Below are 19,641 nucleotides of genomic sequence, written 5' to 3'. Positions count from 1 at the left end.
CCACCTCATGAAGTCACCGCGCAAGCTCCTCGCCGGCACCGTCGCCGGAGTTGTGATCATCGCGGGCGCCGGCTGGGCCGTGGGCTCCCGGCTGCGCTCCCCCGCCGACGAGGCGGCCCGCCGCGCCGCGCCGCGGGCCTCGCTCGTCACCGCCGCCGTCGAGCGCCGCAAGCTCGTCAGCACCGTCGTGGTCAGCGGCACGCTGGAGTACGGCTCGCCCCTGCCGGTCAGCCTCGCCGGGGCGGTCGGCGGCACGGCCGAGCAGCAGCGGGCCACCCGGGCGCCGCGCCAGGGCCGGCTCGCGGAGGGCTCGGTCTTCCTGGAGGTCAACGGCCGCCCGGTGTTCGCGCTGCGCGGGTCCGTGCCGATGCACCGCACGATCGCCCCCGGCAGCAAGGGAGACGACGTCAGGCAGCTCCAGCGGGCGCTGCGCAGGCTGGGGTACGGCGGTCCGGTCTCCGGCGTGTTCGACCAGGCCACGATCGCCGCCGTCACCCGCATGTACACGAAGAAGGGGTACGAGGCGCAGCAGCCGACGCTGACCGACCGGCAGGCGTACGACACGCTGCGCAAGGCCGTACAGACCGCCCAGGAGACCCTCGCCGCCGAGAAGAAGGCGCTGGACCAGGGGCGCGACGTGCTGCCGCTCAAGATGAGGCTGGCCAACGCCAAGGCGGACCTGAAGACGGCCGAGCGCGCCCTCCAGGAGGCCGAGGCCCGGGAGGTGACGCCGGAGGACGAGACCAAGACGGCGGCGGCCGAGGCGGCCGTGCGCGCGGCGCAGGAGAAGCTGGCCGAGGCCGAGCAGGCGCTGGCCGAGGCCAGGAAACAGCCCACGCCGGCGGCCACCGCCACCCCCCAGCCCACGGCCTCCACCGACACGAGCCTGCTGGAGCTGCGGGTCCAGAACGCCCAGGCCGATCTGGCGGCGGCCCTGGAGGCGCGCGAGCGGGTCGCGGAGGAGGCGCGGCAGGCCAGGGAGAAGAGCCTGGTGGAGCTGCGCAAGGCCGTACGGACGGCGAAGGAGGCCAAGGCCACCGCCGAGCAGGCGCTGCGCCAGGCCAGGCAGCTCTCCCCGACCAGGCTCAAGGTGACCAACGCCGGTAAGGACGTGGCGGCGGCCAAGGGGATGCTGGCGGAGTTCGCGCGTACGTACGGGACCTCCATCCCGCCCGGCGAGGTGGTGTTCCTGCCGAAGCTGCCCGCCCGGGTGCGCAAGGTCTCGGTCAAGCAGGGGCAGCAGGTCGAGAAGGAGGTCGCCACGGTGACCAGCTCGGCGTTCACGGTGACGGGGGCGGTGGAGGCGACGGAGGCCGAGCTGCTGCGCACGGGCATGGAGGCGGCCATCGAGCTCGACACGGGCAAGACGTACAAGGCGCGCCTCACCGCGGTCGGCGACCAGGCCAAGGTGCCCGGCTCCGAGGAGGCCAAGGACGGGTCGGAGCCCGTCCTGATCACGCCCGCCTCGATGAAGGGGCTCAAGCCGGGGACCGCCGTCACGGCGCGGGTGACGGTGGGGGCGACCAAGGAGCCGGTGCTGGTCGTGCCGGTGGCGGCCGTGATCACGGGGGCCGACGGGAGGGCCCGGGTGCGGGTCGAGTACGCCACGGACCAGACCAGGGACGTCGAGGTGCGTACAGGCCTGACCGCCGACGGGAACGTCCAGGTCGCCGGCGCGATCGAGGAGGGCGACCGGGTGGTGGTCAGCGGTGCCTGAGCCGGTGATCTCGCTGGCGGAGGTCAGCAGGGAGTTCGCCGCCGAACCGCCGGTCCGGGCGCTCGACCGCGTCACGCTCCGGGTGGACAGGGGTGACTACCTGGCCATCGTCGGCCCGTCGGGCTCGGGCAAGTCGACCCTCCTGAACGTGCTCGGCCTGCTCGACCGCCCCGGCTCGGGCAGCTACCGCCTCGACGGCACGGAGACCACCACCCTGCGCGACGGGGCCAGGACCAGGTTGCGCGGCGACCGGATCGGCTTCGTCTTCCAGTCCTTCCACCTGCTCTCCCACCGCAGCGTGGTCGAGAACGTCATGCTCGCCGAGGTCTACGGCAGGCAGGCGCGTAAGGGCAGGCGGGAGCGGGCCCTGGCGGCGTTGGAACGAGTCGGCCTCGGCCACCGGACCGGGTTCGCGCCCGACCGGCTGTCCGGGGGCGAGCGCCAGCGTACGGCCATCGCCAGGGCCCTCATGGGCGGGCCGTCCCTGCTGCTGTGCGACGAGCCCACGGGCAACCTCGACAGCCGCAACACCGAATCGGTGCTCGGCCTGTTCGACGAGCTGCGGGGGCAGGGGATGACGCTCGTGGTCATCACCCACGAGCAGGAGGTCAGCAAGCGGGCCGGGCGCCGGGTGCGGATCACTGACGGCGTGCTGGTGGAGGAGGAGTGATGCACGTACGCGACCTGTTCGGGGAGGCCATGGCCGGCATGCTCGCCCGGCCGGTGCGCTCGGCGCTCACCACGCTCGGGACCGTGCTCGGCATCACCACGCTGGTCATCACGCTCGGCGTGGCCGCCACCGCGGGCAACCAGATCGTCGGCCGCTTCGACGCGCTGGTGGCCACGGCCATCACGGTGGAGGTGCCGGAGTCGCCGAACACGCCGCTCGTGGAGTGGGACTCGATCGACCGGCTGACCAGGCTGCGCGGCGTCGAGTCCGCCGCCGCGCTGGCCGAGTCGGAGGACAGCGCGAACCTGTCCGTGCGCTCCAACGACATCGTGGACCCCACCAGGGTCACCGCCCAGTCGTTGACCGTGCTGGCCGCGACGACCGGGCTGCCCGAGGCGGCGCGCGGCAGGATGGTGCAGGGCAGGTTCTACGACCGAGGGCACATCGAGCGGCGCGACCGGGTGGCGGTGATCGGCGACCAGGCGGCCAAGTTGCTCGGCGTCGGCCGCCTCGACCGGGCGCCGGCCATCTTCATCGGCAAGCACGCGTACACGGTCATCGGCATCCTGGGCGACCTGCGCCGCGAGCGGAACCTGAGCACCGCCGTGTTCGTGCCGCCCACGGTGGGCAGGCAGTTCGGGCTGCGGGACGTCACCAGGGTGCTGGTCAACACGAGCCTGGGCGCGGCGGACCTGGTGGCCCGGCAGGCGCCCACCGCGCTCAGCCCGGGGAACGGCGACATGCTGCAGGTGATGGCCCCGCCCAGCCCCACCAGGGCGCGTGACCAGGCGCAGGACGACGTCAACGCGCTCTTCCTGATCCTCGGCCTGGTCTCGCTCGTGGTCGGCGCGGTCGGCATCGCGAACGTCACGCTCGTCACCGTGATGGAACGCGTGCCGGAGATCGGCCTGCGCCGTTCGCTCGGGGCGGCCAGGCGGCACATCGCCGCGCAGTTCCTGCTGGAGTCGACGCTGATCGGCCTCGCGGGCGGCGTGATCGGCGCCAGCCTGGGCGTCGTCACGGTCGTCGCGGTGTCGGCCGCCAAGCAGTGGACGCCGCTGCTGGACGTGCGCCTCGCGGTCGCGGCACCGGTGGCGGGAGCCCTGGTGGGCCTGCTGGCCGGGCTGTATCCGGCGCTGCGGGCGGCCAGGATGGAGCCGGTGGACGCGCTCAGATAGCGTAAACGGCCGACAGGAACCGGACGAGCACCGCCTCCCGGGCGGCCGCGGGCAGCGCGTCCAGGATCGCGTTGACCGTCGCCATCTCCGGCTGCCCCGCCTCCGGCCGCAGGTCCACCCCCACGGAGGAAGCCAGTTCGGCGAAGTCCGCCTCGTCGAGCGTTTCCAGGTCCGTGGCCGCCACCAGCTCGACCAGCCCGTCGGGCAGCACGACCGGCCCCCGCTCCCGGGCGGCCTCGGCCGACTCGGCGATCACCTTCAACATGTCCTCGACCCCCGCGAGCGTCACCCCGGTGACCGTGATGTGCAGGTTGGCCGGGATCCCGGCGTACGAGAGCTGCGGCTGCAGGAACCAGCCCCGCTCCCGCGCCTCGTCCGCCAGCACGAACACGTCGATCCCGTCCCCGGCGAACGCCACCAGCGACGACTCCGGCTCGCCGAGCACCCGCAGCCCGGGGATCCGCGCGAGCCCTTCGCGCAGCTTGGCCGTCGCCTCCAGGGTCGCCCGGCCCAGCTCCAGGTAGCCCTCCGTGCCCAACGCCCGCAACGTGGCCCAGGCGCCGCCGAGCGGCCCGGCGGACCTGGAGCTCTGGACGGTCGCGTTGACGATCGTGTAGCCGGGCCACGCGGCGGAGGCGAAGTACGCCTTGCGCCGCATCGCGGGATCGGCGAAGAGCACGACCGAGGCGCCCTTGGGGGCGTACCCGAACTTGTGCAGGTCGCACGAGAGCGACGTGACGCCCGGCACGGACAGGTCGAACGGCGGCACCATCGCACCCGCCGCGCGCAGCCACGGCAGCAGCCACCCGCCGACGCAGGCGTCCACGTGGCACGGGACGCCCGCCGCCGCGGCCACGGCGGCGACCTCCTCGACCGGGTCGACCACCCCTTGAGGGTAGGAGGGCGCCGAGGCGACGACCATGATCGTGTTCTCGTCGATCGCGTCCGCCACGTCCCGCGCCCGCACCTTGTACGTCTCCAGGTCCACCGGCACGGCCACGACCTCGACGCCGAGGTAGTGCGCCGCCTTGTGGAAGGCGGGGTGGGCGCTGACGGCGAGCACCAGGTTCGGGCGGGCCTTGCGCGCGGCGTCGCGGGCGGCCTTGACCGCCAGCATGATCGACTCGGTGCCGCCGCTGGTGAAGATGCCGTGGCCGCCGCCGAGCAGGTCCGCGACCGCGCCGACGACCTGCCGCTCCATCTCGACCACGCTGGGGAACGCGGTCGGGTCGAGGCAGTTCACCTCCAGCATCTCGAAGTACGCCCGCGCCGCCGCCTCGTGGACCTCGGCCCGGCCGGTGTCGTAGACGTACGCCGTCACCTGGCCGCCGCGCACGGGTAAGTCGTGCGACCTCAGCCTGGCCACCTCGGCCAGCAGCTCCTCGGTGGTCCTCGCTGCGGGGTTCACATGGGCTCCTTCGTGCCGGGGTCGCCGGGCAGGCCGAGCGTGCGGTGGACGCTCAGGTGCAGGTGGGTGCGGAAGCGGCGCAGGGCGGCCCGGTCGCCGGCGGCCCTGCGGCGGCCCTCCGCGTCCAGCACGCCCCCCTTGGCGAACCCGTGCACGGACCAGATGACCATCCACATCGCGTACTCGAGATCGACCTTCTCGTCGATCAGCCCGCCCTCGACCGCGGGTCGGACGGCGGCGGTCACCGAGGCCACCAGCGGCTGCACGTACTCGCGCTCCAGCTCGGTGATGTCACTGGCGTCGGAGAGCCAGCGGTGCATCCACAGGGCGGGCACCTCGGGGTTGTCCACGCAGAAGTCGAGGTAGTCGTCCAGCAGCCGGTGGACGGCCGCGACGAGGTCGTCACCGGGCAGCCGGGCGAACGCCAGGTCCAGGGCCGCCTTCTCCGCCCGGTGCGCACGCTCCATGACGGCCAGGTACAGCTCGCGCTTGCCACCGACGTGGTAGTTGACGGTGGCGATGTTCATCCCCGCGGCCTCGGCGATCTGGCGCGTGGAGGTGCCGTCGAAGCCTCGCGCGGCGAACAGCTGTGTCGCGACCTTCAGGATCAGGTTGACCTGTCCGCTGTCCATGCGGCCGAAGGTAGTGCCACCCTCACCTTTCGGTCAATCACTTGATGGAGAGCCGGCTCAGTCCGGCGCCCAGTACTTCACCATGATCTTGTCGAGCTGCTGCACCACCGGCTGCCAGCTCGGCGGCAGCGTGTAGCGGCTCACGCGGTGCTTCTTATAAACAAGCGTGTACTTGAGGAAGTCCGCCCCTTGCGGGGTGGCCTCGGACCGCCCGAGCTTCAGTCCCTTGAGGGACGTGCGCAGCCTGCGCTCCTCCTTGCCGGTGAGGCACTTGTCGACGGTCGGCCCCGTACGGTGGCTGAGCCGCACGCAGCCGTTCGTGTAGACGATCACATGGTCGCTCAGCCCCGCGAACCCGCCTTGCTTCCGGTAGTCGATCAGCACCTTCTTCGCCGCGACGGCCGCCTGCGCGGGAGCCGGGACAGCGGACAGGGTCAGGGCCGGCAGGAGCACCGGCACGAGCACGATTCGCCACATCTTCTTCACACCTACTTGGACGGATGGGAGCGCCGAACGGCTCAGCCTCAGCCGAACTGGTCCGCGTTCTCCTTGGTCGCCGGTTTCACGGGCACGGCCACCGCCTTGGGGATGCTCTCCCCCTTGGCGGCCCTCACCGCGGCGTCCACCGCCTGCTGCCCCAGCAGCCTGGGCTGCTGGGCGACGGTGACGGAGAGCGTGCCGGCCCGGACCGCCTTGATCGCGTCGGGCGTGCCGTCGAACCCGACCACCTTGACCCGCTGCCCGGCCCGGGCTCCCAGGGCCTTGATCGCGCCCAGGGCCATCTCGTCGTTCTCGGCGAACACGCCGGCGAGGTCGGGGTGCGACTGGATCAGGTTCGTCATGACGTCCAGGGCCTTGGCCCGGTCGAAGTACGCCGGCTGCTGGGCCACGACCTTGATGTTCGGGTACGCGGCGATGCCCTCGGCGAACCCCCTGCCGCGGTCGCGGGAGGCGGAGGTGCCCGGCACGCCCTGGAGCACGGCCACGTTCCCCTTCTCGCCGAGCAGCCTGGCCAGCTCCTGGGCGGCGAGCCGCCCGCCGGCCACGTTGTCGGAGGCGACGGTCTGGGCCACCTCGGCGCCGTTGACGCCGCGGTCGGCGGCGATCACCGGGACGGCGGCCCGGTCGGCGGCCTTGACCGCGGGGGCGGCCGCGTCGGAGTCGACCGGGTTGATGATGATCGCCTTCATGTTCTGGCTGGTGAAGTTCTGGACCTGGTTCACCTGCTGCGACGGATCGTTCTGGGCGTCGGTGACGGTCAGCCTGGCGCCCAGCTTCTTCGCCTCGGCCTGCGCGCCGTCCCGGAACTGCACGAAGTACGGGTTGTTCAGCGTCGACACCGACAGGCCGATCCTGACGTCACCCGTGGCTCCCCCGGCGCCGCACGCGGCCAGGCCGGCCAGCGCGGCACCCGCTATGAGCATCCGCATGATCTCTCCCCCTAAGTGGTTCCCCTGCGCCGCAGGGTGTCGACGAGCACCGCCAGGGCGATGACCACACCGATCACGACCTGCTGCCAGAACGCCGAGACCGACAGCAGGTTCAGGCCGTTGCGCAGGACGGCCAGGATGAGCGCGCCGACGAACGTGCCGAGCGCCCTGCCCTTCCCCCCGGACAGGCTGGCGCCGCCGATCACCACGGCCGCGATGGCGTCGAGTTCGTACCCGGCCGCCGCCTGCGGCTGCGCCGAGGCCAGGCGGCTGGCCAGCACGATCCCGGCCACCGCCGCGAAGCCGCCGGACAGCGCGTACGTGATCAGCTTCTGGCGGCCGACCTTGATGCCCGACAGGCGGGCGGCCTCCTCGTTGCCGCCGATGGCGTACATGGCGCGGCCCGCGTACGTGCGGTTGAGAATCACGGCGGCGATCACCCCCATGACCACCATCACGATCACGGGGACCGGCAGGACTCCGCCGGCCGTGTCGCCCAGGTGCGAGACGGCGTCCGGCATCGGGATCGGGCTGCCCGCCGAGATGACCAGGGCCAGGCCGCGGGCGACCCCGAGCATGGCCAGCGTGGCGATGAACGGCGGCAGCCTGCCGTACGCGATCAGGACCGCGTTGACCAGCCCGCACACCACCCCGACCAGGAGGGACACCAGGGTGGCCAGTGGCCACGGGAGGCCGGCGACGCTGGCGGTCCAGGCCAGGACGATCGCGGAGAGCGCCGCGACCGAGCCCACGGACAGGTCGATGCCGCTCGTCACGATCACGAACGTCTGCCCGAACGCCAGGATCGCGGTGACGGCGGCCTGGACGCCGACGTTGAGCAGGTTCGTCACGCTCAGGAAGTCGGGCGACAGCAGCGACAGCGCCACGACCAGCACCACGAGCGCCGCCAGCGCGCCGTTCTCGGCGAACCAGGCGGCCGCCGGTGACCGGCGGCCCAGGAGCGCGTCACTCGGCACGGGAACCCTCCACCTCCGCGACGGCCAGGGCCATCACGTCGTCCTGCGTGGCCCCGGCCGCGCGCAGCTCGCCGACGAGCCGCCCCCGCGCCATGACCAGGATCCGATCGCTCATCCCGAGGACCTCCGGCAGGTCGCTGGAGACCATCAGCACGGCGTCCCCCTCGGCCGTGAGCTCGTTGACGAGCTCGTAGATCTCGACCTTGGCGCCGACGTCGATGCCGCGCGTCGGCTCGTCGAGGATGAGCACGCGGGCGTCCGCCATCAGCCACTTGCCGATGACGACCTTCTGCTGGTTGCCGCCGGAGAGCGTGCGCACCTCCTGGTCCAGCCCGGCCATCCGGATGCCGAGCCGTTCGGCCGCCTTCGCGGCGGCCGAACGCATCCAGGAACGGTCCACGAAACCGGCCCTGGTGGCGGCGCGCATGGTGACCAGGCCCAGGTTCTCGGCGACGCCCGCCTGCGGCACCAGGCCCTGGCCCTTGCGGTCCTCGGGGACGAGGCCGAGCCCGGCCTCCATGGCGGCGTGCACGTCGCCGGGCGGCAGCCGCGTCCCCCGCACGGTGACCTCGCCCGCGTCGTAACGGTCGGCCCCGAACACCGCCCGCACCACCTCCGTGCGGCCCGCGCCCACGAGCCCGGCCATCCCGACCACCTCACCGGCCCGCACCTCGAACGACACGTCGCCGAACGCCCCCCTGCGGGTCAGCCCGGACACCTCGAGCAGCGGCCTGCCCCGCCTGGCCGGTCGCCGCGGGTACTGCTGGTCGACGGGCCGCCCGACCATGAGGGCGACCAGCTCGTCTCTGCGGGTTTCCGCCGGGACCCGGGCCACGGACCTGCCGTCGCGCAGCACGGTCACCCGGTCGCCGATCTCGGCGATCTCCTCCAGGTGATGGGTGATGAACACGACCGCCACACCCTCCTCGCGCAGCTGCCGCACGATCGCGAACAGCCGGGCGACCTCGCCGGTGGTGAGCACGGCCGTGGGCTCGTCCATGATCAGCACCCGGGCGTCCAGGGCCAGCGCCTTGGCGATCTCGACCATCTGCATGCGCGCGATGCCCAGCCCGGCGACCGGCGTACGCGGGTGCACGTCCACGCCGACCCGGTCCAGCAGCCCCTTGGCCTGCTGCTCCATGCGCCCGGTGGCCACGAACCCGAACCTGCGCGGCGGGCGGCCGAGCGCGAGGTTCTCCGCGACCGTGAGCTGAGGGACGAGGTTGAACTCCTGGTAGATGGTGGAGATCCCCAGCCGCTGCGCGTCCCCCGCGGTGCGGAGGTGCACCGGGTGGCCGTCCACCAGGATGCGGCCCTCGTCGGGGTGGTAGGCGCCGGAGAGGATCTTGATCAGCGTGCTCTTGCCCGCGCCGTTCTCGCCCAGCAGGACGTGCACCTCGCCGGTGCGCAGGCTCAGGTCCACGCCGTCGAGAGCGACCACGCCGGGGAAGGTCTTGCGCAGCCCCTCGGCCTTGAGAATCTCCTCGCTCACGTGGTGGTCTCTATCCGCTCACGAGGCCGGTGAACCACTGAATGCCCAGGTCAGGGTTATTGCCTTGCTGAGTGGGGAGTGAAAATGGGATGACGTCCTCGCGGCTCCGCATCGGGGTGCCCGTCTCCCTGTCCGGGAAGCACGCCCATTTCGGCGGGCAGGTCCGGCTCGGCCTCGAAGTCTGGCAGTCCCTCGACCCGGCCGTGGAGCTGATCGTCGAGGACGACCACAGCGAGCCCCGTTCCCTGGACGTCGTGCTCCCCCGGCTGGCGGGCCAGTGCGACCTCCTGCTGGGGCCGTACTCCACTCAGCTCATGCGGCGGGCGGGGCGCATCGGCGCGGCGCTCGACATGCTGATCTGGAACCACGGCGGTTCGGGCGACGACGTGCAGGCGGCCAACCCCGGGTATGTCGTCTCCGTCCAGACGCCGGCCGGCCGGTACGCCGAGCCGTTCGTCCGCCGGCTCGCGGAGAGCGGTGACCACAGCCCGCTGCGGATCGTGAGCGGCAAGGGGCGCTTCGCCCTGCAGGTCGCGGAGGGCGCCGCGCGGGCCGCGCACGCGGTGGGCATCCCGGTGGTCTTCGGGGGTCTGGTGGACGACTCCTGGAATCTCTTCTGCGCCGGGGCCTTCGACGAGGACGTGGAGGTGGTCAGGCGGGCCGGGCGCGCGCGCACCATCTGCGCCGTGGCCGCCGGGGTGCGGGAGTTCGGTGCGGCCGTGGACGATCCGCGCGGGATCTACGGCGTCGGCCAGTGGTTCCCCGGCGGCGCGGGCGAGGCGGCCCTCGGGGTCTCCGAGCAGGAGTTCGTCGCGGCCTACGAGAAGCGGTCCGGGGTGCCGCCGAACTACATCGCGGTCCAGGGGGTCGCCGCCGCGATCATCGCGACGTACTGCGCCGCCCGGGCGGGTGGCACCGGGCGGGCGGAGCTGTGGTCGGCCGCCGCCGGCCTGGAGACGGCGACCCTGTTCGGCGACTTCGCGATCGACCCGGGCACCGGGCTGCAGACCGGGCACCGGGCGGTGCTCACCCGGTGGGAGAGCGAGGGGCCCGTCGCCGCCTGAGGTCAGGCGGCTCGAGGATCGGGCAGCTCGGGGGTCAGGCGGCTCCGGGGGTCAGGCGGCTCCGGGGGTCACGATCGCGATGCCCAGGCACATCTCGTCGCTGGTCCCGTCGCCCCACACCACGTACCGGGGCGGCAGCTTCTGCAGCTGGGGCAGCTGGGCTCGCAGGCCCGCGTCGTGCGTGCACGTCACCCGTACGACGTCGCCCTTGCCGACCGTGACGGGCTTGGGCAGGACCCGCAGCGACTGGTCGTCGAAGTTGTACTCGGGCACGTCCAGGAGCGTCTGCGCCTTCGGCGTGCCGGGGTTGAGCTCGACCTTGATGGCGCGGCCGAGCAGGTGCATGTGGCCCGCCATGGCGTGGACCGTGGCGGTGCCCTCGACGGGCATGTCACAGTGCTGGGTCGGCCCCGGCTTGCTCGGCCCGCAGTACTTGGCGAGGATCGCCACCTGCTGCGTCAGCTCCTCGCCGAACCTGGCGCCGACGTCCTTGACCGCGGCGGCCCGGTCGCAGAGCGGTCCCGACTCCTTCGGCGTGCAGGGGAGCTCCACCGGGGCCTGGAACAGGGCGGTCTCCAGGGGCCGCAGGGTCTGGTCGGTCACGCGGAGGCGGATGCCCGAGCGGTCGGTGCCCGGCTTGCCCTCCACGCCCAGCAGGTTGTAGTGGACCTGCATGACGAGCCGGCTGCCCGGCGGCAGCTCGTAGCCGTACTTGGGGTCGAGCAGCGTCTCGCTGGTGCCGGGGGCCCAGTGCGCCACCCATGAGGAGTCGCCGACGCCGTCGTCGCCGAAGCAGGTCCAGCCCTGGCCGGGGGTGCGCCGGTCGATCGCGCGCGCCTTGGCGGCGTGCTCGGGGTCGATCCTGAAGAAGATCGCGTGGTGGACGAGGTCGAGGTTCTGGGGCTGGAACTGGGCGCCGGTCAGGAACACCTTGCTCGCCAGCTTGGGGTCGATGAGGAAGCAGCGGTAGTCGTCCGTGCCGCCGTTGGGCGGATTCGGCGTGTACGGCTCCGCCATCGTCAGGTTGACGAACCGTTCACCGGCCCGCAGCGGGGCCGCCGCAACCGTGGCCTTGGCGGCATGTCCGGTGTGACCGGTGTGACCGGCCGGCGTGGTGGTGCTCCGGGCGCCGCACGAGGCGAGCAGAACGACCGCGAAGAGCAACACGGCCGTCCGGGCGAGTCGATTCATACATCAACACTCGCCCGGGAAGCGGCTCCGGACATCCTTCCACGGGACGTTCTCGTTCGTTCCCTGGTAGGACTCCGGCATCAGACCCGGGTCGCCCCCTGGACGAGACCGGGTCAGTCCGACCCGCTCAGCCATCTCTCGGCGAAAGCCCGGATCTCCTCGTCCTCCGCGTTGACCGCGTGCTCCAGGAGGCCCGTGTCCTCGTCGGACAGGCGCCCGGCGGCCGCCGCGGCGAACAGCCGGGCCGTCGGGTCGGGCCCTTCGAGCCGGGCGAGGACCTCACGCGGGTCGGGCGCCTCAGCGTCCAGGTGGACCAGCCATTCGGCCAGGTCCTTGACCGGACCGGGCTCCAGATTCGCCGCCCCGGCTGCCAGCTGGTCCGTCGTGGCCGAAGCCAGGAAGCCGAGAACCTGCCAGCGGACACCGGTGTCGTAGTCCGTGCTCAGGCTCATGACGCGCGCGATGGTGGATCCGTGCAGGGCGTCGCCGTTGACCAGGACGACTTCGACCGCGTAGAACCGCACCTGGGCGAACGGGTGGGCGAGCAGAGCGGGGACCTCGTCCATCATCGGGGCGGCGAGCTCTCCCAGCTCCGACAGCAGCCAGGTCGCCGTCCGCACGGCCACGTCGTCGCCGCTGTGCAGGAGCTCGGCGAGGTTTCCGACGGGGTATCCGTCGTACAACTCGCTCAGCAGGTCGTTGGCCGCCGGGCCGACGACGTCGCCGTCGTGCGAATGCGTGCGGATGCGATGGATCAGGTCGTCGCCTGCTTGCGTCTGCATCGGCGGTTAACCTCCCCCCAGGAAGCGCTTGAGCATGTTAATTGCTCCCTTTTCCTCATCAACCCTGTGCACGTGCCCACGATCGTTGTCGTTGTACCACTTCAGCTGCAGCTCCCGTTCTTGGACGCTCTTCTCCAGCTGCTCCTTGAGTGCCTCCGCCTCCTCTTTCGTCATGTTCTCTGTGCTTTTGGGGACTTTTCCATGGAATTTGATTCCTTGGTCTCTCCAACCGCCGCGGCCGCCGCCCCCGCCCCTGCCGCCCTTCTTCCCGGCCATCTGGGCCATGCCGTCCTTGAGGGAACGGGGGCCCGACGGCCCCGGCCGTAGCGGGACGGTCCGGCCGCCCGCGCCCGCCAGGGCCGGGCTTCCGCCGCGGCCGCCCGGGCGGCGCAGGTCGTCGAGGATGCGGCGCATGGGACCGGTGATACGGCGGCGCACGATGGGGGCGATGACCTTGCCGGTGCCCTCGCTACCCTCGCGCAGGACCTTCCCGACGATCTTGCGGCGCATGAGCACGCGCGCGGTGGCGGCGGTCACTCCCACCGCCCCGCCGAACGCCAGCAGCCTGGCCAGCTCGACCGAGGTGTAGACCGCCTGAGTGCCCGCCGCGACCTTCACCGCCGACACCACCCCCGCGGCGCCTTCGAGCACCGTGGGAGCCAGGTTCAGCGCGGCGTTGGCCTGGGCGACGTGGCCGTTCTGCGTGCCCGTGCGCTCCCAGTGGGCCTGCATGGCGGCGGCGGACTCGCCTCGGTAGACCTGCTGCGTGGCGCGTACCGACGAGTCGGCCCCCGCCGCGGCGGGGACCGTGTTCGCGTGCGCCAGGCGCACGGCGCCGCCTTCCCGCCTTGCGTCGTCCTCGTCGAAGGTCGGGTAGGGCCCGAGCATCTGCATGACCCCGGCGGCCTCCGGGGGAAGTGTCACACCCACGCGCGTCCCAGGTTCTGGATGGTCTCGACGTTGGCGGCCTCGGTGTCACCCGTGTTCTTCACCACGGCCTGCAGGCCCTCGCCGGTCGCGCTCATCTCCTGGGAGAGCCCGGAGAGCGCGGCCATGGACACCGCGCGGGATTCGGCGTACGTGCTGGTGAACACGGCGAAGAGGCCGTCGTCCCCCCAGGACGACACGCCATCCCCGCGTCCGTGCATCGGCGCGAGAGCGCCGCCGTAGTCCTCCCCGTGGGTCCTGATCCGGGAGGCATCCTGCCCCGCCGCTCCCAGAGCTATCTCAAGTCCCGTCATGCCAAATGACCATATAGGGGCATATCGCCGCGCGCGTAACGCTTCCCGTTAATGAGACCTACATCGCTCATTAATGATCTTGTCGGTGTATGTCTAGACTTGGCCGCCTGTGCTCTCCTGACCACCCGGAGGTCGCCATGTCCTTCCCCTCGCCCGACCACGACGCCGAATACCTGGAGGAGTACGCCGCCCAGGGGCGGCGGGTCATCCGTGACCTGCGCGCGGCGCAGGCCGCGATCCGGCAGGTGGAAGGCCTGGCCAGGAGCAAGGACGGGCTGCTGGAGGCGGCTGCCGACGGCCAGGGCGGGCTGACCCGCCTGCGCATCGACCCGCGCGCTCTGCGGCTCGATGAGGCGACGCTCGGACGCGAGGTGACCGCCGTGCTCCAGGCGGCCCAGGAGGACGCGGCCCGCAAGGCGCAGGAGATAGCGGACGAGGCCATGGGCGCCGCGCACCTGCCCGAACCTCTCGACGAGACATTCGTACGCCAGCGGGTCGAGCAGGCGGCCCGCGATCTTCTTTAGGCTCGGAGGCAAGCGTGTACCGCCATCCCTACGACCCGGCCAACATCAGGGAACAGGACCTGGACGAGGCCGGCCGCCAGAGTGAGCAGATGCTGGCCTGGCTCGAGACGGCCCAGGAGGACCTCGAAAAGATCGTCGGCACCGGCGAGGCGGCCTCCGGCCAGGTCAAGGCGACCGTCGACGTCAACGGCCGTGTCCTGGACGTCCGGTACGGCCCGCGCGCGACCCGTCTGAGCAGCCACGACCTGGCCGAGCAGACGCTCGCCGCAGTGGGCGAGGCGTGCGCGGACGCCCAGCGCCAGACCCATGACTTCATGCGCGAGGCGTTGCCCGGCTACGACCCCGTGGAAGCGAACGCCCATTTCGAGCGCCTGCTGAACGACTGGGACTGATCTCCCGTTCACGGGGGCGGCGTGGGGAACGTCGCCTCGACCCGGAAGCCGCCCTCCCGGTCCTCCCCGGTCTCCAGGGTGCCGCCCACCAGCTCCACCTGCCGCCGCAGGTCCAGCAGCCCCATCCCGGGCCCGGCGCCGCCGACCCAGGCGTCCGGCTGGCCGGGGGTGTTGCGCACGGCGATCCGTACCGATCCCGGGCGATAGCGCACCCGCACCCGCGCCTCCGCCCCGGGCGCGTGCTTGCGGACGTTGGTGAGGGCCTCCTCGACCATCAGGTACGCGGTGCGCCCCACCACGCCCGACACGGGCACCGGCGTGCCGTCCACCACCAGCTCCGCGGGGACGCCCGCGCAGGCCGACTCGGTGACCAGCGGCCGCAGGTCGGGCAGCGGGAGCCCCAGGTCGAAGCCCTCCCCGGTGCCGCGCCGCAGCAGCGCCACCATGTGACGCAGCTCGTCCAGCGCCTCGAACCCGGTCGCCCGGATCTCCTCCGCCGCCGCCCTCCCGCGCTCGTCCCGCGCCGCCATGGCCAGCACCCCGGCCTGCAGGACCATCCGGCTGACCCGGTGGGTCACGACGTCGTGCATCTCGCCCGCCAGCCGTTCGCGCTCGACCCGCTGGGCCCGCTCCGCCAGCTCGCGGCGCAGGCGCTCCCTGACGGCCACGTACATGCCGTACAGGGTGGCCAGGGCGAGCGCCGCCTCGGTGCGCAGGATCAGCGGGAGGCGGTCGGGCAGCGCCAGCACGGCCAGGCCCAGGATGATCACCGGCAGCCAGCGCTGGATGCCGCGATACCGCTCCGCCGCGAACGCCATCGCGCCGTACGCGGCGAAGGCGCACGTGGGCGGCCAGAGCGGCGCCGCGTCCGGCAGCGGCACGTGCCAGACCACCGACAGCACGGGCAGGGCGATCGCCGTCCCCGCGCTGACCCAGGCGACGGTGAGCGGCGCCCTGCGCGTCCAGAGCACCGGCACCGCCGCCGCGAGCAGGACCACGAGGACCGGGCCGGTGTAGCCGGTCGCCAGCGTCAAGCCTCCCGCGGCCAGGACCGCGACCGCGTCGATCGGCCGCGGACGGACACCGTCCACCGGCTCATCGTACGATCACGCACCGGCCCTGCCCAGACTCCAACCAGGCGACCTCAGGTCTTGGTGATGCGGACGGCGTCGGCGATGACGTAGCCCGTCGCCGAGGTCCACCGGCTCACCCCGACCACGTTGTACGTGCCGGCCGCCAGCGTGTACGTGCCCAGCACCCGCCACTGCCCGCCGCCGCTGCGCTGGTCCACGGTGACCGTCTGGTTCCCGCCGGAGGTGGCGACGATGTACGGCGTCGCGCTGTTGTAGCCGGAGTCGGCCGGGTACCACACCTCCACCCGGTAGGTCCCGGCGCTGGGGATGGTCGTCTGGTACCAGGCGGGATCGCTGGCCGAGACCGGGTTGGCGAAGCGGTAGTCGGCGCCGTGCAGCTGCCCGGAGAAGGCGGACGTGCCCCAGTTCGAGCTGGCGGTGAAGCCCGCGTCCGAGTTGTCGATCACGACGCTGAACCCGTCGCCGGACTGCCCCACGGGCTTGCCCGTGCTCGGCGCGCTCTCCTGGTGGGTGCGGTTGAGGGCGGTCACGTAGTACGTGAACGCCCCGGAGGCGGCGGACGAGTCCGTGAAGGACGTCTTCCGGGTCGTCGTGAGCAGGTTGCGGGCGTCGGCGAAGGAGCACGGGTCCGCGGTGGACTGCAACCCGTTCACCCGGTACACCGCGTAGTACGTGCCCGAGCCCGTCCACGCGAGCTGGACGCCGGTCGAGCCCTGGGTGGCCGAGGTGATCGCGGGCGCGGGCGGCGCCGCCGCCGAGCCGCGGGCGGGCAGCAGCGCGGGCTTGGAGTAGTGGGCGTTCACCACCCGGGTGATCGACCCGATCCGGTCCGCCTTGACGTCCTTCGCGCTGAAGAAGATGTCCCCGGACACCTCGGGATGCCGGCGGTTGTCGGTCAGGTGGTCGCTCAGCTCCGCCGGATCCTGCCAGGCGGCGTCCTGCCCGGAGGCCCCGGCGCGGTAGGCGGCCTGGCCGACGACGAGCTGCACGCCGGTGCCCCGCACCTGGTCGGACCACCAGGCCGTGAGCACCTCGTAGGCGGCGGCGGAGAAGCCGATGTGCCAGTAGATCTGGGGCGAGATGTAGTCCACCCAGCCCTGCTTGACCCATTTCCGGCTGTCGGCGTAGATCGCGTCATACGACTGCAGCCCGGACGTGCGCGAGCCCAGCGGGTCGGTCGCGGCGTTGCGCCAGATGCCGAACGGGCTGATCCCGAACGACACGTGCGGCTTCGCGGTGTGGATGCGCTGGCCCAGCTCCTGCACGAGCAGGTTGACGTTGTTGCGCCGCCAGTCGGCGATGTTGCCGAACCCGCCGCCGTGCTGGGCGAACGTGCCCGCGTCGGGGATGGTCTGGCCGTCCACGGGATAGGGGTAGAAGTAGTCGTCGAGGTGCACGCCGTCCACGTCGTACTTGGAGACGGCGTCCATGATCGCGTCCTCGATGAAGGCGCGTACCGCCGGGATGCCCGGGTTGTAGTAGAGCTTCCCGCCGTACGCGAAGCGCCACTCGGGGTGCTGCCGCGCCGGGTGCGTGGACACGAGCTTGTTCGGATCGGCGTGGTTGGCGATCCGGTACGGGTTGAACCAGGCGTGGAACTCCAGGTTGCGCGCGTGCGCCTCGTTGACCATGAAGGCCAGCGGGTCGTACCCGGGATTCCCGCCCTGGGTGCCGCTCAGCCACTCCGACCACGGCTCGAACGGTGACGGCCAGAACGCGTCGGCCGTGGGCCTGATCTGCACGACCACGGCGTTCATCCGCTTCTGCACGGCCATATCCAGCCACGCGCGGAACTCGGCCTGCTGCTTCGCCGCGCTCAGCCCCTGGTCGCTGGGCCAGTCGATGTTCGCGACCGTGGAGATCCACATGGCCCTGAGCTGGCGTTTCGGGGTGGCGGGGTCAGGCGTGCAGGCGGCCGCGGCGGCGGAGAAAGTGGAGGTCACAAGGTGGACGAGTACGGCGAAGGCCGCCAGAGCGGTGCGCAACGCGATCACGAAGAGAAGTTTCAGCGCGTTCAGAAGAAAGTGCAATAGTCTTCACCGCTTCGGTGGGGCCCAATCTCGGGGCGCAGAACACGCACCACGTCAGGCGCGCCCGCTCTCTTTGAAGCGGCACTCGAACCTCTTCCCCCGGGCGGCCTCGACACCGGACGACCGCCGTCAAAGGGGCGAAAAGTTTCACCTAACACGTGAGTAATGTCAATTATCGACATATGTCAAGACGTGCCATACGGTGGGCGCGTCTAGCGGTCCACCCGGAGGTAGCAGGTTCCGCGCGCCCACGGTGCGCCGCTTACCACCAACGAGGAGCACCCCCATGACTCTCGTCCGCACGCGATTAGCAGCCCTCGCCACCTCGACTCTCGCCGTCCTCCTCATCGCCGCAGGCCAGCCCGCCCTGGCGGTGGCCAAGGACAGCCCGCTCCAAGCGGCGTTCGCCAAGGCGGCCGCCGCGCAGGACGTCCCCCGCGACCTGCTCGTCGCGCTCGCCTACGCCGAGACCCACCTCGACGGCCACAAGGGCGAGCCCAGCGCCAGCGGCGGATACGGCGTGATGCACCTGGTCAGCAATCCGACCAACCACTCGCTCGAGAAGGCCGCCGAGCTGACCAAGCTCCCGGCCGACAAGCTGAAGGCCGACGACGAGGCGAACATCCTCGGCGGCGCGACCGTGCTGCGTTCCCTCGCCGACGGGCTGGGCCTCGACGAGACGGCCAGGAAGGACGCCGGGCGCTGGTACCAGGCCGTGGCCAAGTACGGCAACGCCTCCTCGCCCGAGCTGGCCCGCCTCTACGCCGACGCCGTGTACGAGCAGCTCGGCCTCGGCATCGACATCCGCGGCGTCCAGGTCAAGCCGCAGGAGGTCACCGCCGACCGGGGCGAGCTCGCCAAGGCCCGCCAGCTGAACGCGCAGGCCGAAGTGGCCAGCCCCGACTACCCGCCGGCCGCGTGGGTGGCCGCCAGCTCCAGCAACTACACCGCCTCCAGCCGCCCGTCGGCCTACGCCATCGACCGGGTGGTCATCCACGTCACCCAGGGCTCGTACGCCGGCACCATCTCCTGGTTCCAGAACTCCGCCGCGCAGGTCTCCGCCCACTACGTGGTCAAGTCCTCCAACGGCGCCATCACCCAGATGGTGCGCGACAAGGACATCGCCTGGCACGCCGGCAACTGGACCTACAACACCAGGTCCATCGGCATCGAGCACGAGGGCTACGTCGCCGACGCCTCGTGGTTCACCGACGCGATGTACCGGGCTTCCGCGGCCCTGACCAAGGCCATCTGCGACAAGTACGGCATCCCGAAGGACCGCAGCCACATCATCGGGCACAACGAGGTCCCGGGCGCGACCCACACCGACCCGGGCTCGTACTGGAACTGGACCACGTACATGAACTACGTGACCGGTGGCGGCACCCCGTCGTGGTCCACGACCATCGACAACACCACCTCCGGCCAGTTCACCGCCAGCGCGAACTGGGGCACCTCCACCTACTCCAGCCAGCGCTACGGCGCCGACTACCGCTACGCCGACCCCGTCGCCGCCAGCGACCCGGCGTGGTACTCGGCGACCATCCCGAGCGCGGGCACGTACCGGGTCGAGGTCTGGTATCCGGACGATCCCGGATACAACAGCTCGGCGCCGTTCATCGTGGCGGCGTCGGGCGGCAACCAGACCGTCTACGTCGACCAACGCTCCGGCGGAGGGGCCTGGAAGAGCCTGGGCACCTTCTCGCTCAACGCCGGCACGTACAACGCCGTCGGCGTGAGCCGCTGGACCTCGGGCACGGGCTACGTCATCGCCGACGCCGTCCGCATCAGCCGGGTCTGAGAATCACCTCGTACGGCC

Annotated in this window: 19 protein-coding genes; 7 read left to right on the top strand and 12 right to left on the bottom strand. The window is 71.8% G+C overall.

The annotated features are described in order from the left end of the window. Positions 1-7 precede the first annotated feature (7 nt). Genes ACIHFD_RS22620 through ACIHFD_RS22610 form a run of 3 tightly spaced genes read left to right on the top strand, consistent with a single transcriptional unit; the run spans position 8 to position 3,565 of the window. Complete coding sequence (locus ACIHFD_RS22620; protein ID WP_397368568.1) at positions 8-1,717, top strand: peptidoglycan-binding protein; 1,710 nt, start codon at positions 8-10, stop codon at positions 1,715-1,717. After that, entirely contained in the window at positions 1,710-2,387 is a 678-nt protein-coding gene (locus ACIHFD_RS22615; RefSeq protein ID WP_397368567.1) for an ABC transporter ATP-binding protein, read from the top strand. The genes ACIHFD_RS22620 and ACIHFD_RS22615 overlap by 8 nt, the downstream gene beginning before the upstream one ends. Beyond that, the gene (locus ACIHFD_RS22610; RefSeq protein WP_397368566.1) at positions 2,387-3,565 is read left to right on the top strand and encodes an ABC transporter permease; all 1,179 of its coding nucleotides are present in this window, start codon (positions 2,387-2,389) and stop codon (positions 3,563-3,565) included. The genes ACIHFD_RS22615 and ACIHFD_RS22610 overlap by 1 nt, the downstream gene beginning before the upstream one ends. On the opposite strand, the gene ACIHFD_RS22605 is transcribed toward ACIHFD_RS22610, so the two are convergent. The 6 genes from ACIHFD_RS22605 to ACIHFD_RS22580 are packed head-to-tail and all read right to left on the bottom strand — an operon-like array spanning position 3,558 to position 9,504. Beyond that, a complete protein-coding gene (locus ACIHFD_RS22605; RefSeq protein ID WP_397368565.1) occupies positions 3,558-4,973 on the bottom strand; it encodes a pyridoxal phosphate-dependent decarboxylase family protein in 1,416 nt (471 codons plus the stop codon). The two genes, ACIHFD_RS22610 and ACIHFD_RS22605, sit on opposite strands and share 8 nt — an antisense overlap. Then, positions 4,970-5,605, bottom strand: coding sequence for a TetR/AcrR family transcriptional regulator (locus ACIHFD_RS22600; protein WP_397368564.1), 636 nt, complete (start codon positions 5,603-5,605; stop codon positions 4,970-4,972). Before ACIHFD_RS22600 ends, ACIHFD_RS22605 begins: the two co-directional genes overlap by 4 nt. 57 nt (positions 5,606-5,662) lie before the next feature. Then, entirely contained in the window at positions 5,663-6,082 is a 420-nt protein-coding gene (locus ACIHFD_RS22595) for a hypothetical protein (RefSeq protein ID WP_397368563.1), read from the bottom strand. Positions 6,083-6,129: 47 nt separating this feature from the next. Then, on the bottom strand, positions 6,130-7,035 hold the full coding sequence (locus tag ACIHFD_RS22590) for a substrate-binding domain-containing protein (RefSeq protein WP_397368562.1): 906 nt from the start codon (positions 7,033-7,035) through the stop codon (positions 6,130-6,132). Between the two features lie 11 nt (positions 7,036-7,046). Next, a complete protein-coding gene (locus tag ACIHFD_RS22585; protein WP_397368561.1) occupies positions 7,047-8,012 on the bottom strand; it encodes an ABC transporter permease in 966 nt (321 codons plus the stop codon). Next, positions 8,002-9,504: a sugar ABC transporter ATP-binding protein gene (locus ACIHFD_RS22580; protein ID WP_397368560.1), complete on the bottom strand. Its 1,503-nt coding sequence runs from the start codon at positions 9,502-9,504 to the stop codon at positions 8,002-8,004. The genes ACIHFD_RS22585 and ACIHFD_RS22580 overlap by 11 nt, the downstream gene beginning before the upstream one ends. A gap of 89 nt (positions 9,505-9,593) precedes the next feature. Between ACIHFD_RS22580 and ACIHFD_RS22575 the strand changes: the two genes are divergently transcribed. After that, complete coding sequence (locus tag ACIHFD_RS22575) at positions 9,594-10,568, top strand: hypothetical protein (RefSeq protein ID WP_397368559.1); 975 nt, start codon at positions 9,594-9,596, stop codon at positions 10,566-10,568. 51 nt (positions 10,569-10,619) lie between these two features. Here ACIHFD_RS22575 and ACIHFD_RS22570 read toward each other — a convergent pair whose 3' ends face one another. The 4 genes from ACIHFD_RS22570 to ACIHFD_RS22555 all read right to left on the bottom strand — a co-directional run bounded on the left by ACIHFD_RS22570 (position 10,620) and on the right by ACIHFD_RS22555 (position 13,782). After that, a complete protein-coding gene (locus tag ACIHFD_RS22570; protein WP_397368558.1) occupies positions 10,620-11,759 on the bottom strand; it encodes a monooxygenase in 1,140 nt (379 codons plus the stop codon). A gap of 113 nt (positions 11,760-11,872) precedes the next feature. After that, a complete protein-coding gene (locus ACIHFD_RS22565; RefSeq protein WP_397368557.1) occupies positions 11,873-12,541 on the bottom strand; it encodes a hypothetical protein in 669 nt (222 codons plus the stop codon). Between the two features lie 6 nt (positions 12,542-12,547). Continuing rightward, a complete protein-coding gene (locus tag ACIHFD_RS22560; protein ID WP_397368556.1) occupies positions 12,548-13,465 on the bottom strand; it encodes a hypothetical protein in 918 nt (305 codons plus the stop codon). Further along, positions 13,462-13,782: a hypothetical protein gene (locus tag ACIHFD_RS22555; protein WP_397368555.1), complete on the bottom strand. Its 321-nt coding sequence runs from the start codon at positions 13,780-13,782 to the stop codon at positions 13,462-13,464. The genes ACIHFD_RS22560 and ACIHFD_RS22555 overlap by 4 nt, the downstream gene beginning before the upstream one ends. A gap of 89 nt (positions 13,783-13,871) precedes the next feature. Between ACIHFD_RS22555 and ACIHFD_RS22550 the strand changes: the two genes are divergently transcribed. Together ACIHFD_RS22550 and ACIHFD_RS22545 are read left to right on the top strand one after the other, a co-directional pair. Continuing rightward, positions 13,872-14,306, top strand: a complete 435-nt coding sequence (locus ACIHFD_RS22550; RefSeq protein ID WP_355193715.1) for a YbaB/EbfC family nucleoid-associated protein — start codon at positions 13,872-13,874, stop codon at positions 14,304-14,306. Between the two features lie 14 nt (positions 14,307-14,320). Next, the gene (locus ACIHFD_RS22545; protein ID WP_397368554.1) at positions 14,321-14,698 is read left to right on the top strand and encodes a YbaB/EbfC family nucleoid-associated protein; all 378 of its coding nucleotides are present in this window, start codon (positions 14,321-14,323) and stop codon (positions 14,696-14,698) included. 8 nt (positions 14,699-14,706) lie between these two features. Here the strand turns inward: ACIHFD_RS22545 and ACIHFD_RS22540 are convergent, their stop codons facing one another. Further along, on the bottom strand, positions 14,707-15,789 hold the full coding sequence (locus ACIHFD_RS22540; protein WP_397368553.1) for a sensor histidine kinase: 1,083 nt from the start codon (positions 15,787-15,789) through the stop codon (positions 14,707-14,709). Between the two features lie 53 nt (positions 15,790-15,842). Then, a complete protein-coding gene (locus tag ACIHFD_RS22535) occupies positions 15,843-17,786 on the bottom strand; it encodes a family 10 glycosylhydrolase (RefSeq protein WP_397368552.1) in 1,944 nt (647 codons plus the stop codon). Positions 17,787-18,108: 322 nt separating this feature from the next. Here ACIHFD_RS22535 and ACIHFD_RS22530 point away from each other — a divergent pair, with 322 nt between their 5' ends. Next, positions 18,109-19,623 carry an N-acetylmuramoyl-L-alanine amidase gene (locus ACIHFD_RS22530; RefSeq protein ID WP_355193707.1) on the top strand — a complete coding sequence of 505 codons (1,515 nt, stop codon included), beginning with the start codon at positions 18,109-18,111 and terminating at the stop codon, positions 19,621-19,623. The last annotated feature ends 18 nt before the right edge of the window (positions 19,624-19,641 follow it).

The organism is Nonomuraea sp. NPDC051941 (assembly GCF_044593615.1).
Note: the sequence above shows the minus strand (reverse complement) of the source record. Positions and strands in the feature narration are given on the sequence as shown.